General features: G+C 70.0%; 11 protein-coding genes and 2 pseudogenes. 6 read left to right on the top strand and 7 right to left on the bottom strand.

Annotated elements, in window-relative coordinates; translation table 11 throughout:
* The first annotated feature begins 27 nt into the window (after positions 1–27).
* The 5 genes and pseudogenes from ACIRSU_RS00410 to ACIRSU_RS00390 all read left to right on the top strand — a co-directional run bounded on the left by ACIRSU_RS00410 (position 28) and on the right by ACIRSU_RS00390 (position 4,704).
* On the top strand, positions 28–342 hold the full coding sequence (locus tag ACIRSU_RS00410; RefSeq protein WP_403787461.1) for a helix-turn-helix domain-containing protein: 315 nt from the start codon (positions 28–30) through the stop codon (positions 340–342).
* 53 nt (positions 343–395) lie between these two features.
* Positions 396–854: pseudogene (locus tag ACIRSU_RS00405) on the top strand (aldehyde dehydrogenase family protein); the annotation flags it as partial.
* Positions 855–919: 65 nt separating this feature from the next.
* Complete coding sequence (locus ACIRSU_RS00400; protein ID WP_403787458.1) at positions 920–1,630, top strand: type 1 glutamine amidotransferase domain-containing protein; 711 nt, start codon at positions 920–922, stop codon at positions 1,628–1,630.
* Between the two features lie 509 nt (positions 1,631–2,139).
* The gene (locus tag ACIRSU_RS00395) at positions 2,140–3,300 is read left to right on the top strand and encodes an enolase C-terminal domain-like protein (protein WP_403787455.1); all 1,161 of its coding nucleotides are present in this window, start codon (positions 2,140–2,142) and stop codon (positions 3,298–3,300) included.
* A gap of 294 nt (positions 3,301–3,594) precedes the next feature.
* On the top strand, positions 3,595–4,704 hold the full coding sequence (locus ACIRSU_RS00390) for a Rieske 2Fe-2S domain-containing protein (protein ID WP_403789357.1): 1,110 nt from the start codon (positions 3,595–3,597) through the stop codon (positions 4,702–4,704).
* A 56-nt stretch (positions 4,705–4,760) separates the two neighbouring features.
* On the opposite strand, the gene polX is transcribed toward ACIRSU_RS00390, so the two are convergent.
* Positions 4,761–6,488: a DNA polymerase/3'-5' exonuclease PolX gene (polX, locus tag ACIRSU_RS00385; RefSeq protein ID WP_403787452.1), complete on the bottom strand. Its 1,728-nt coding sequence runs from the start codon at positions 6,486–6,488 to the stop codon at positions 4,761–4,763.
* Between the two features lie 310 nt (positions 6,489–6,798).
* Positions 6,799–7,986, bottom strand: coding sequence for a hypothetical protein (locus tag ACIRSU_RS00380; protein ID WP_403787449.1), 1,188 nt, complete (start codon positions 7,984–7,986; stop codon positions 6,799–6,801).
* On the opposite strand from ACIRSU_RS00380, the gene ACIRSU_RS00375 reads away from it, so the two are divergent.
* Positions 7,976–8,212 (top strand): hypothetical protein, encoded by a 237-nt coding sequence (locus ACIRSU_RS00375; RefSeq protein WP_403787446.1) that lies wholly within the window; start codon positions 7,976–7,978, stop codon positions 8,210–8,212. The two genes, ACIRSU_RS00380 and ACIRSU_RS00375, sit on opposite strands and share 11 nt — an antisense overlap.
* Positions 8,213–8,474: 262 nt before the next feature.
* Here ACIRSU_RS00375 and ACIRSU_RS00370 read toward each other — a convergent pair whose 3' ends face one another.
* The 5 genes and pseudogenes from ACIRSU_RS00370 to ACIRSU_RS00350 form a co-directional block, all read right to left on the bottom strand.
* A complete protein-coding gene (locus ACIRSU_RS00370) occupies positions 8,475–9,287 on the bottom strand; it encodes an LLM class flavin-dependent oxidoreductase (RefSeq protein ID WP_403789356.1) in 813 nt (270 codons plus the stop codon).
* 8 nt (positions 9,288–9,295) lie between these two features.
* The gene (locus ACIRSU_RS00365; protein ID WP_403787443.1) at positions 9,296–10,069 is read right to left on the bottom strand and encodes a polysaccharide deacetylase family protein; all 774 of its coding nucleotides are present in this window, start codon (positions 10,067–10,069) and stop codon (positions 9,296–9,298) included.
* Between the two features lie 218 nt (positions 10,070–10,287).
* A complete protein-coding gene (locus tag ACIRSU_RS00360; RefSeq protein ID WP_403789355.1) occupies positions 10,288–10,746 on the bottom strand; it encodes a GNAT family N-acetyltransferase in 459 nt (152 codons plus the stop codon).
* 297 nt (positions 10,747–11,043) lie between these two features.
* Positions 11,044–11,814, bottom strand: coding sequence for a hypothetical protein (locus ACIRSU_RS00355; RefSeq protein ID WP_403787440.1), 771 nt, complete (start codon positions 11,812–11,814; stop codon positions 11,044–11,046).
* Between the two features lie 262 nt (positions 11,815–12,076).
* Positions 12,077–12,832: pseudogene (locus ACIRSU_RS00350) on the bottom strand (collagenase); the annotation flags it as partial.
* Between the last annotated feature and the right edge of the window lie 111 nt (positions 12,833–12,943).

Here is a 12,943-nt window from a genome sequence, read left to right as displayed (position 1 = left end):
GTCGAGCACCCTGCGCGGACAGCGGCCATGCACCCGCGGCGCACCTTCCAGCGACGGTTCAAGGAGGCTACGGGCCTGACCGCGACGGAATACATCCAGGCGGCGCGCATCGCCAAGGCAAGCGAGTTTCTGGAGCTGACCGACGAGCCGGTCGCCCGGATCTCCCGCAGCGTCGGCGACGTGGACGTGTCGAACTTCCGTCGCTCTTCCAGCGCGCCACGGGCGTCACGCCGTCGGAGTACCGGCGCCGGTTCGGCATCGCGGCACGAGTCAGCCGACAGGAGAACCTGTCGGCGGGTCAGCCGGCGAGGATCCGTTCCACTCCCTCCCGATAGCTCGTGACCGGGAAGTCGGGAAAGCAGGCCGCGAACCTCGAGCTGTCGAAGACGTTGTCGTCCACCCCGTCGCAGCGCGAGACTGTCAGCTCGCACGTCGACGACGCGGTATCGAAAGGCGCGACCGTGCCGGCCGGAGGCAAGCCCGGTCCGACCTCGGGCCACTGTTCTACGAGCCGACGATTCTGGCCGGCGTGACCCCGCAGATGACGCTGTTCGACCACGAGACGTTCGGCCCGGTGGTGTCGATCTACCGCCACCGGTCGGTCGACGAGGCGGTGGCGATGGCTGCACGCCGGCACCGTCAACGAGACGTTGGCCGCCCCCATGGGCGGCATGGGCGACTCGGGCCTCGGTCGTCGTCACGGCGCCGACGGGCTGCTCAAGTACACCGAAGCCCAGACCGTCGCCCACCAGCGCCTCCGGGGCTTCACCCCGCCCGGCGCGGTGAAGTACGAGCAGTGGGCGCGGATCCTGACCCGGGCGTTCAGGACGCTGCGTGCCCTGGGCGTCCGCTGACCGATCACCCGCCACGACGCGGCCCGCCGCCTCGCCATCCCGGTCCGCATGAAAGAAGATCAGCCATGACCAAGCGCGTCCTCAACGTCGTCACCAACGTCGGTCACTACGACGACCCGTCCCACGCCACCGGCCTGTGGCTCTCCGAGCTCACGCACGCCTGGCACGTCTTCGAGGAACACGGCTACGAGCAGACGCTTGTCAGCCCGGCCGGCGGCGCGGTACCTCTCGAACCGCGTGCGCTGAAGTTCCCGAACTACGACAAGACCGCCAAGGCCTGGCGCGCCGACCCCGGGAGGATGGCGATGCTCGAGAACACGGCGAGCCCGGACCAGATCGACCCATCAGAGTACGACGCGATCTACTTCACCGGCGGTCACGCGGTGATGTACGACTTCCCCGACAGCGAGGGCCTGCAGCACATCACCCGCGAGATCTACGAGCGCGGCGGCATCGTCTCCTCCGTCTGCCATGGCTACTGCGGCCTGCTCAACACCCGGCTTTCCGACGGCTCATACCTCATCGCTGGCCGCAAGATGACGGGATTCGCCTGGACCGAGGAGGTCCTCGCCCGCGTCGACAAGCTGGTCCCCTACAATGCCGAGGAGAAGGCCAAGCAGCGCGGCGCGCTCTACGAGAAGGCGACACTGCCGTTCGTCTCGTACGTCGTGACCGACGGCAACCTCGTCACCGGCCAGAACCCGGGCTCAGCCAAGGCCACAGCGAAGAAGGTCGTCGAGGCCATCGAGGGCAAAGCGTCGAAGGGGCGAGGCTGAGTCGCGACGCAGCCGTCCGCGCCCTGGCCCGGCTCGCCTGTTCGACACCGGGATGACGCTGCAGAGCGCCCGTCGGTTCGTCGAGCACCCGGAGGCCGCGGCCCGGCTGACGAGGGCGGCGTCCTGGCGGTGACGGTGAGCGACGACGGCGTCGGCGTCCCGCCAGGCGCCGCCCGCAGTGGACTGCGCGACCTCACCGAACGGCCGAACGGCTGGGTGGCGAACTGTCGGTTCGAGGGCGGCCGACCGCGGCGGGCGGGAGCGTACTCGACTGGCGCGTCCCCCTGCCCTACGGCCAGGGGGAAGGCATCGGCGCGGTGAAACCTGCCGCGGCGCGCCGTTCACCCGGATGCTCTGCGCGCAGTGGCTCGTCCTCGGCCGGCCGGCCGAGGACGCCGCGCCGGGGGATGAGCCTGTGGACCCCGTCTCGTTTGCCGCCCTCTCCGACGGGTCACCTGTGACGACGTCAGTGGGACGCGCGAGGGAGTGCAGCCGTGAGGGAGTGCAGCATGGCGGGAGCGGAACGGGAGGAGTGCCGGGTCGAGGCGGTCGACGTGCATGCCTTCGAGGTGCCCACCGACGGCCCCGACGGCAAGGAACAGGACGGCACGCTGGAATGGGGATCCACGACGATGGTCCTCGTCCGGGTCCACGCCGGCGGCAGCACCGGCCTCGGCTACACCTACGGAGACGTATCGGTCGCCTCCTTCGTCGCCTCGCAACTGGCGCCGCTTCTCGAAGGGCAAGGCGTCCTGGCGCCGCCGGCCCTGTGGTACCGCATGGGGACGCACATCCGAAACGCCGGCCGGCCCGGGGTGGGCGCCATGGCACGCTCGGCGGTCGACGTGGCGCTGTGGGACCTCAAGGCCCGGCTGCTCGGCCTGCCCCTGGTGCACCTGCTGCCCGCCTGTCACGACCGGGTTCCCGTGTACGGCAGCGGCGGCTTCACGAACTACCCGCCGGGCCGGCTCACCGAGCAGCTCGCCGGCTGGGTCGACCAGGGCATCCCGCGGGTCAAGGTGAAGACCTCACGCGAGCCGGACCGCGATCCGCAGCGCCTGACGGCCGCGCGCGAGGCGATCGGCGACGAGGTCGAGCTCTTCACCGATGCCAACGGCGCGCTCTCCCGTAAGGAGGCCTTGTACTGGGCCCGGAGGTTTCACGAGGAGTGGGACGTGCGCTGGTTCGAGGAGCCCGTCAGCTCGGCCGACCTGGAAGGGCTGCGGCTCCTGCGTGACCGGGGCCCCGAGCGGCTGGAGATCGCCGCCGGCGAGTACGCCTTCACCTCACAGGACTTCGTCAACCTCGTGGAACCCCCCGCCGTGGACTGTCTGCAGGCCGACGTGACCCGCTGCGGCGGCATCACCGGCCTCCTGGAGGTCGCCGGCCTGGCGGCGGCCCGGCATCTCGACCTGTCCGCCCACTGCGCTCCGGCGCTCTCCGCCCACGCGTTCTGCGCCGTGAGCAGGCTGCGGCATCTGGAGTACTTCCACGACCACGCGCGTGTCGAAGAGCTGCTGCTCGACGGCACCCTGTCGCCCGCCGGAGGCGCACTGCGCCCCGAGACCGACCGCCCCGGCCTCGGCCTGGACGTCAAGTGGGCCGACGCCGAGCCCTACCGCGTGTACGGGGCGCGCCCCGTCGGCCCGCACGCGCACAGGGAGAAATGAGATCCGCTGACGGCTTCGCGCCCGCCGCCCGGCATGGGACGGCCCCGTCACCCGCACGGACCGGACTTCAGGGCGCCCGAGGCAATGTGGTGACAGGCTGTAAACGTCGGGACACGTCTGCCATCCGGCAGGCCTGTGCCGCCGATTCGACCTGCAACCTGCGCGCCGAAGCCCCCGCGTGCGTGATGTCCTACCTGACGGAACGAGGGAGCGCACATGCCCGAGACGCCGCCCGACGGCCGCATCACGTCGCCCATCCCGGTGGGCGACAGCAACCGGTCATCACGGCGTGCCATGCCACAGGCCGCGGACATGCCCGATCTGCGGCGCGTGGGCGCCAACCCGGACTACTGGTACCCGGTCGCGCTGTCGCGGGAGGTGCGGCGCGGGCGAGCGCACGCCACCGCATTCGGTGGTGAGCGGATCGTGCTCTTCCGCGGGGCGAGCGGGGCCGTGCACGCCTTGGAGGACCGGTGCGCCCACCGGCAGGTCCCCCTGAGCATGGGCGTGGTGGAGGGAGAGGCCCTCCGCTGCTGCTACCACGCCTGGGCGTACCGCGGTGACGGCCGCATCTCCGAGATCCCCTACCTCGCCAAGGGGGACGCCCGACCACCACGCGGGGTCCGTGCCTTCCCCGTACGCGAGGCGTACGGACTGGTATTCGTCTTCCCGGGAGCCCCGGACAAGGCGGCCGACACCACGCTGCCCCGCCTCGCCGCCTTCTCTTCCGCGCAGTACAGAACGATGACGTTCTGCCGGACCGTGCACTGCCACTACTCGTTCATGCACGAGAACCTGCTCGACATGAACCATCAGTTCCTCCACCGGGGCGTCGTCGGCAGACTGCACCCGGAACTGCTGGGGCACACAGCCGGGCCGCACTCGGTCGAGGCCAGGTACCTGTTCAGTCACGCGGGCGGAAAGCGCAGCCGCAGTGCCGGCCTCCTCTCCGGGGAGGGCCTCGGCAGCGGCTCCCGGGACGTGATGACCATCCGGACCGAATACCCGTACCAGACCCTCGACCTGGTCCCGGAGAACGAGGAGCAACCGGCTCTTCGCCTCTGGACCGCGTACGTCCCACTGGGCGCCGACCAGCGCAAATGCCGCGCCTACGGCCTGCTGATGATCAGGAAACCGGGAGTCCCGGGCGTTCTCCGGCTGGCCTGGCCTTTCATCAGACGGTTCACCGAGCGGGTGTTCGCCCAGGACCGCATGGCCGTCGAAGCCGAACAGCGGGCCTGGGACGAGCAGGGCGAAGACCGCAACCACGAGGTCTTCCCCCTGATCCTGAACGTCCGCGAAGTGCTGCGGTCCAACGGCGTTCCCCTCCGGTCCCCGGCTCCCCCCTGCGGCACCGCTGCCCGTGAGGGCACGGTTCCTGGGCATTCACCCCACCACGAGTAAGACCATGCTGTTCAGGACCCGGAGCCGGCCTCCTCGCTCCCGGATCTCTGAGGACGTCAGGTGCTTCGGTCCTTGCGCAGGAACGTGCGCAGCCGCCGCAGCGGCCAGGTGTTGATCACGTCGTCAGGGGTGAGCCATCCGCGCTGCGCCGTGCCGACTCCGTAGCGGAGGTACGCGAGGTGGGGGAGCGCGTGGGCGTCGGTGTCGACGGCGAACTTCACCCCGTACTCCCGGGCCCGCAGGATGTCCTCGTCGCACAGGTCGAGACGGTCGGGCTGGGCGTTGATCTCCAGGGCCGTTCCGGTACGGGCGCAGGCGGCGAACACCTCGTCGAGATCGGCGTCGATGCCCGGCCGTCTGCCGATCAGTCGGGTGGTGGGGTGACCGATGATGTTGACGTGGGGGTTCTCGCAGGCGCGGACGAGCCGTCGGGTCATCGCGTCCCGGTCGAGGCCGAAGTGGGAGTGCACCGAGGCCACGCAGATGTCGAAGCCCTGGAGGAACGCGTCGGGCCAGTCCACGTCCCCGACGGGGTCGATGTTGAGCTCGGTGCCGTGCAGGAGCCGCATCCTGCGGTGCCTGCCGTCCAGCGCCCGCACGTGCTCGCGCTGGGCCAGCATCTTCTCGTCGGTCATGCGCTGCATGGCCATGTCGGGCGCGTGGTCGGTGACCGCGTAGTACGCGAGACCCCGCGCGGCGGCCGCCGCCACCATCTCCTCCAGCGGGGCGAGGCCGTCGGTGAGGTCGGTGTGGGTGTGCAGGTCGCCCCTGACGTCGTCCTCCGTCACGACCTCGGGCAGCTCGCCGCGCAGACCCGCCTGGATCTCCCCACGGTCCTCGCGCAGCGGGGGCGGGATCCACGGCAGACCGAGCCTGCCGTACACCTCCTCCTCCGACCGGGAGGCGATGAGCTGTCCGCTCTCCGCGTCGAACAGGCCGTACTCGGAGAGCTTCAGCCCGGAACGGACGGCGATCGTACGGGTATGGATGTTGTGCGCCTTCGACCCGGTGAAGTACTGCAGAGCCGCGCCCCATGAATCCGGCCGCACCACTCTCAGGTCGACCTGGATCCCCTTGACCGTTCGGACGGAGGTCTTCTTGGCGCCGTGGACGAGAACCTCGGCGGTGGAGGGCAGCTCGGTGAGCGCGTCCATGAACGGTGCGGACCGGTCGGCGGCGACGAGGACGTCGAGGTCGCCGATGGTCTCCCGCATGCGGCGCAGCGAACCCGCGTACGCGCAGTCCTCACAGCCGCTGATCCCGGACAGGGCCGTGACGATGTCTTCGGCGGTCTCCGCGGCGGTGCTCAGCAGGATCCGGTCTCCCGCCTGTCGCATGAGGTCGATGCCGTGCAGGATGTTCGCCTCGGTCTTCTCCCCGAAGCCCCTCAGGCCGCGCAGCCTCTCCGCCTTGATGGCGTCGGCCAGCTCGTCCACCGAGGAGATGCGCAGGTCCTTGTACAGCATCATCGCCCTCTTGGGGCCGAGGGTGGGGATGGCCATCAGCTCGCGCACCCCGGCCGGGATGCCGGCCCGCCGCTCCTCGACCACCGCGACCTTGCCGGTGCGGAAGTACTCGATGACCTTCTCCGCGATCGACCTGCCCACGCCGGGGATCTCCCGCAGCTCGTCCGCGCCGAGGTGGGACACGTCGTGGGGGTATCCGCCGATCGCGCGGGCCGCCTTCTCGTAGGAGCGCGCCTTGAACGCCTCGCCCCCGGTGATGGCGATGAGGTCCGCGTACTCCTGAAGGAGCGCCTCGACCTCCTCGTTGGTCCGGACCACGTCTTCCAGTCTAGGAGGCGGGCAGGAGACGGACAGGACGATCTTCTCGCTCGCGGCCGGGCTCCTGGCGGGAGCGCTCAGAAGAAGCTGGGCACTTCGCGTGCCAGGCTGACGCACCTGTTCGACACATGGTGTGAACCCGATCCAGCGAGGGAGCCCGCGTGAGCCCGGTCAACGGCCTGCCCGTGCACTTCATGCTCGTGCATTTCGGAGATGGGCGGCACGGGGCGAGGAGGAACCATTCGGCCGAACCACCGGTCGGCCGCTCAGCGGCCAACCGGTGAAACGGCTGGTGTCGAGGGACGCGTGGTCAGTTCGCCGGTGAGGCGGACGGCCGGGCGCCGGGGAGCGGGGCGTCGATCTCGCGGGCCGCGATCCGCCACTCGTCGTGGTAAAGCCGGAACGGGATGGCCCTCTCGAACAGGGGGGTCCCCAGGATGGCGATGCGCGCCAGGACGGCCCCGTTCACGTCGAGCCCGCCGTAGAGCGAGGCCTTGCCTCGGACGGCCGGTACGCCGTCGCCGGAGTCGATGCCGACCGTGCCGTCCACGTCCGCACGCAGGTACGGCTCGACGGTCGCTTTGAGGCCCACCGCGTCGTAGAGGGCCACGGAGCCTTCGGCCGTCAGGCCGGTACGGACCGAGGCGCGGCCGGTGAACGTCGCCTTGACCGGGGACACCTTGGTGCTGACCGGCTCGGTGGTGGAGGTCCAGCCGCCGGCCTTGGTGTAGTCGGCGTGGACGGCCCAACTGCCGTCGAACGTCTGGGTGGTGTCGACGGTCACGGTGCCGTCGGCGGTGGCGACGGCGTACACGGTGGTGTTGAGGACGATGACGACGGGAACCTCGCCGACCATCACCACCGGGGAAGCGGCGAGCGTGGCGATCGGGATCCTGACCTCCGTGGAGTCGGAGAGGCCGGCGGTGAGGCGCCAGTCGGCGTGCGCGCCCAGGTCGAAGCCGACCTTGCCCTGCTCCGGGGCGAGCATCCCGTGGGCGCCTCGGTACAAGAAGGCGACGCTGGGATCGAGCGAGACCGAACCCGCGAGCGTGGCCTTGGCGCCGCCAGGCAGGGGCACGACGGTGTTCGCGTCCAGCTGCAGCACGGCGGAGGCTGAACCCTTGCCGCCGTCGGGGTTCGGGACGTAGGACGCCTTGAGGTCCTTGAGCTTCGGGATCACCTGGATCTTTCGCGGGTCCAGGGCGCTCTTGATGTCGGCCCAGCTCTGTCCGAGGAGCTCGGATATGGCAGCCGGACGGGTGCTGACCTCGAGCCTCCCGTCGCCGGCGGGCTCGACGCCGGTGATCGCGAGCAGCGCGCCCTGGGGTGCGACGGCCGACGGAGGGCTGTCGATCAGTTGCCCGGGCCGCACCGCCGCGACGGCCGCCGCGGTGGTGGAGGGGCTCGGCGTGCCCTTGCCGGCGCCGGGCATCGTGAGCACTGCCTTGCCGGTCCGCCGGTTGTAGGCGTCGAGGCTGAGGCCGCGGGTGCCGTCCACGACGGAAGGCTTCCCGGACCCGGACGACGAGCGGGAGACGATGACGGGCGCCTTCGCCGCACCGACGTCGGTCGAACGGGCCGACGACCCCGCGGACGAGGCCGTCGGCCGGCTCCCGGCCCTGGCGGCCTTCGGGCTGCCGGTGGTCGCCGCCGCGGGCAGGCTGCCGTCGGCCGGCTGGGTCGCTCGGGGCAGGGTGTTCTCGACGGCGGTGTCGGCCGGGTGAGCGGGCGTTGCCGTCTGGCCGCAGGCGCTGAGTGTGACCGCCACGGACATGGCGAGCGCGGACACGCGTAAAGCGCGCATGAGGGTATGCATGGACATGCGGAAGGGTCCCCCTGGACATGGGTGGTCAGTGATGCGAGCAGGCCTGCGCGCCGCATGCTACTGACAAGTAATCGGGGAGCGTTAACTGCACCTCAAGGGAACCTCAACTGGCATGAACAGCACACGAGATGAGGGGGCGTCGGGCGGCTGTCACGGCAGGCTCAGGAGTCTGCCGGACGGGAGGGGAGACGCGCTTCCTTCCGGACGGCGGAGATCAGGTGTGCGGCCCGTTCGAGCTGGTCACGCTGGGAGCGCAGGTCCATGGCTCCGAGGCGTACGACGATGTGCCGGGCACCGGCGGCGGCGTACCGCCCCAGGCGCTCCAGCACCTGCTCGGCGGAGCCGGCAACGACTGCCTGGATCTTCTCCAGCTCCCGCAACGGCATGCCGTACGTGCCCCGCGCGTAGTCGTCCAGTGCTCGAAGGCCGCCCTCGACGTCGTCGTCGATCCGGACCGTGACGAAGAGCGCCGGAGTGATGTCCTCGGCCGTGCGCCCCGCGTCGGCTGCCGCTGCGTGGATGTCGCGGAGGCCCGATGCGTAGTCGGCGGGGTCGGGCGGATAGGGAAGCCATCCGTCGTACATCCGGCCCGTGCGGGCCAGCGCCGCGGGGGTCGCGCCGGCGAGCCAGACGGGCGGGCCACCGGCCCGGTACGGCCTGGTCGTCGGCGGGATGCCGTCGAACCGGAGCATCTCGCCGTGGAAGGAGCCGGCCCCGTCCCACAGGGCCCGCCATAGCGCGACGGTCTCGTCCAGGCGGGCGAAGCGGCGCTCCCACGGCACCTCGGACAGCGTGTAGAGGGGCCGTCCGAAACGGCCGGGGAAGCCGGCGCCGACAGTCACGGCGAGTCGGCCACCCGACAGCAGGTCGATCGACGCGAGCGCCTGCGCGGCCTGGATCGGCCGGCGCAGGAACGGCATCAGCGCAGCGGTGCCCAGCGTCACCGTCTCGGTTGCCGGGGCGAGCGCCGCCAGCAGGGGCCTCAGCGGACAGGGTAACCGTAGGTGTAGCCCTGCTCCTTGAGTCGGGGGAGGAGCCGGCGCAGGGCCTGGACGGTCTGGGACCGGTCGCCGCCGGCGTCGTGGAAGAGGAGCGTCGGTCCGTTGCGGAGTTCGCGTTCGACGGTGGCGACGATGGCGTCGGTGCCGGGACGTTCGAAGTCCTTGCTGTCCACGTTCCAGCCGAGTGGACGCATGCCGCGCGAGGCGGCGAGGTTGCGGCTGTAGGGGGTGAACGCCCCGCCGGGTGCCCGGTAGTAGACGGGACGTATGCCTCCGGACGCTTCGGTGATCATGCGTTCGGCGTCGAGGATCTCCCGCTTCTGGTAGGCCTGGGAGGCCTTGTCCATGGCGGTGTTGTGCGAGACGGAGTGGTTGCACAGCCGGTGTCCGTCCGCGACGACCTTCTTGACGAGGTCCGGGTGCGCCTGAGCCTGCGTCCCCACCATGCAGAACGTGGCCTTCACGCCGTACTCCCGCAGCACGTCGAGGACTTGAGGGGTCCATGTGGGGTCGGGGCCGTCGTCGATGGTGATGTTGACGCCCCGCGCACCGGCGTCCGAGGCGTGCGCGATGATCGCCGACACCGGCTTGGCGACATTGCCGGAAGTGGCCGGCGTGCTCGCCTTCGGCGGCGAGTCGCTCGTGGGGTCGGCCTGCGCGGTCCACACCGAGGCCCCGGTGGCGAGGACCGTCACCCCAAGCGCCGCCCCGACCAGCTTGCCGTACCAGCCCCGCGCACTACCGTGCCGCGCCATGTGTCCGCCCCCACTCTCTTCCGCGGTTCCGCACCGACTCCCGGTCGCCCTGCGACCACTTCTCAGGACGACGCTCGGCGGCCGGGGGATGCGTCCGTTACCGATCGCGGACAATTTCGGGAGAGTTCAGGGACAAACCGCGTCGGCGCCGGCCTATGCCCTGCTCCGCCGGCGGCAGGGGAACGGCACCTGGCAAGGCACCTGCTCCTTACCCACGCCTACGACTCCGGCAGGCGCGGCGAGTCGATCAGAGACTTGAACAGGTGCACGTCTGCGTGCCCGCCAGGGACACCCGGTGTCCGACCGGTCTCCACGAAGCCGTGGCGCTGATAGAAGCCAGGAGCTTGGAACGTGAAGGTGGAGGTGGAGAGGTGGTCGCAGCCACGCCGCCTTGCCTCGGCCTCGGCTGCCTGCAAGATCCTGCTACCCCAACCATCCTTGCGACTGTCCTCGCGCACCCACAACAGCTCGATGCTGCAGAGGCCACCCCAGGTTCGCGCGGTCAACCCACCGACCAGGTCACCTGCTTCATCGGTGACCTTGATCGAGAACGTGCCCCGGTCGGGAGCGCCTGTGGCCGCACTGTTGAAGGTGATCAACGCATCGGTCAATCGCTCGGTGAGCTCGGAGTCACGCTCGCTGACGGTCATGGCCAGGCCGGAGCTGTGGTCAGTCATCACGGCGCGGAGTATGTCAGTCAGACTGGCGCCAAAGCGCGCGAATACTCGCGACCTTGACCTATTTCCTATACACGCCCTGGCTGCAGGACAACGGTCGGCAGGTGTGGGGACGCCACCCGACTCGATCTGCCGGTCACCGGTTTCGGGGGGGGGCGAGCCGATGGGCCTCGGGCGTCAACGTGCGCGGCGGACCCTTGGGGTGGGTCGTGCCCGCGAGCGAGAGGGCCGGTGCACGACGTGGTGGACGGGCGCCGGCGATGAAGCCGCATCGGCCGTGGTGCCGTCGGGCCCTCCTCAGGTCGGGTACGTGATCGAGCCCAGCGGCGGGCACGGGACGAGCGTGGTGTCGGCGCCGGGACGTTCGACGAAGGCCCGGGCCTCGGCGGCCCGCAGGCGCCGGGAGTCCAGCTCGTCGGCGTGCCAGGCGTCGAGCCGCGCACGGGGGTCGTCCCAGGAGTCGTCGATGAGGCTGAGGCTGGTATTGCCGGAGCTGCGCTGGAACTCCGCCTTCAGAACGGTCTGTTGGAGTGCCGTCTGGGTCGCGGCCAGATCGATCCGGGTGATCAGGACGCCGAGGGTGTTCGGTTCACGGGTCGGCATGGGGGCCTGGGGAAGCGGCGACACCCCGGTGTCGAGGCGGCCGATGTTGTCGACGCTCGCTTGCTGGGCCTCCCTCGACATGATCTGCATCTCTTGGTGCAGCCAGAAGAGTTCGTCGAGGTCGGCCGCGGTGATGCGCATCCGCTGATACAGGGCTCGGAACCGGGGATCGTCGTGCAGCGCACGTATGGGGTCGGCGTGGAGCGTCACGCAGTCGTTGTAGCCCGCTGTCACCGCAGCGTCGAAGTGGAGGACGGCTTGATCCCTCTGTCCGTTCACGCAGGCAAGGACACCGAGACCCGCATGGCCCGCGGCGACGAGCCACGTGCCGTCGGGGCCGAGCGCCGTGGCGCGCGCGACGACATCGTGGAGGCCCGCGGTGCCCACCGCGGCGGGACCACGGGTCAGGAGCGCCACGAATAGTTCGTGAACGCGGGCGGCCAGTGAGTTGACGGTGTCGACCATGTATCTCCTCGAACCTCGGTGGTGAAGTGAAGAGCGAAAGGACGTTGGTTCCGTTGAATCTCTGGAGATCCCCGTGGACATGACGGGCGGAAGGGGCGAGTGGTTCCCGGTCGGCCGGGCCGTGATCACCGTGCTCCGGCGACGACGAGCATCCCGACCGATTCCCTTGATCGGTCGGGATGCTCGTCATTCCCGGAGCTCTCCGGTGCCCGTGCGACGGAGCGCGGCCGCAGCCGGCGTGTGGGTCAGGTCAGGCGGCCGTCGCCACGTTCGTCAGCCAGGCGTTCCAGTCGCTCTCGTAGTCCAGCGAGGCGAGGAAGGAGCGGGCGGCGGTCCAGTTTCCGGTGCGGTAGTAGCCGAGAACGGTGGCGACGTCGGCCGGGTGCTTCTCGATCATGTAACGGGCGGCCAGGTAGCCCCAGTTGTAGGTGCGGTTGACGTCGCTGTTGTCGTAGGTGGTGTCGAACAGCGTGCGCAGGGAGTACGTGTGCTTGCCGGCCTCGGTCAGCGCGTTGGAGTAGGTGACGCCGCGGTAGGAGTACGAGATGTACTCCGCGACGCCCTCGCCCCACCACACGGTGGGCGTGGTCTGACTGGCGTTGAAGTCGCCGTACAGGTCGAAGCGGCCGTCGAGGTAGTGGGTGTACTCGTGGTTGAGGTTCCAGATCTGCCAGCCGGGGCTCACGTCGGTGCGCTCGTAGCATATGAAGCGCGGCTGGTTGCCCGTCTTGGCCGGGTCTCCCTCCAGGTACATGCCGCCGTTGTTGGTGTCGATGCCGTAGATCCTCCCCGCGTAGGCCTTGTAGTCGGCGCTTGAGTTGAAGACGTCGACCTCCAGGGTGGTGTTGTAGTCGTCCGCGACGGGCCCTGAGTCCTTGACCACGCTGTGGAAGTAGGCGTCCTGGTTTGCCAGGCTCGCGCAGGTCGCGTTCAGCTGGTCGGTGGTCATTTCCTGGGCGCGGATCCGCAGCGACGGGCTGCAGATGTGGACGATCGGCAGGATGCGCGATTCCAGCCTGCCGCCGGTGGTCCCGGTCGCGCCGGGAGCGCCTTGGACTCTGCCGTGGGCCGGGCGCTGGCCTGGGTCGGCGAAGACGTGATCCGCCTTGGGGTCGACCTGGGAGGCCTG

Source organism: Streptomyces sp. NPDC101160, from assembly GCF_044768205.1.
Lineage (GTDB): Bacteria > Actinomycetota > Actinomycetes > Streptomycetales > Streptomycetaceae > Streptomyces.
This window is presented reverse-complemented; position numbering and strand designations above follow the sequence as displayed.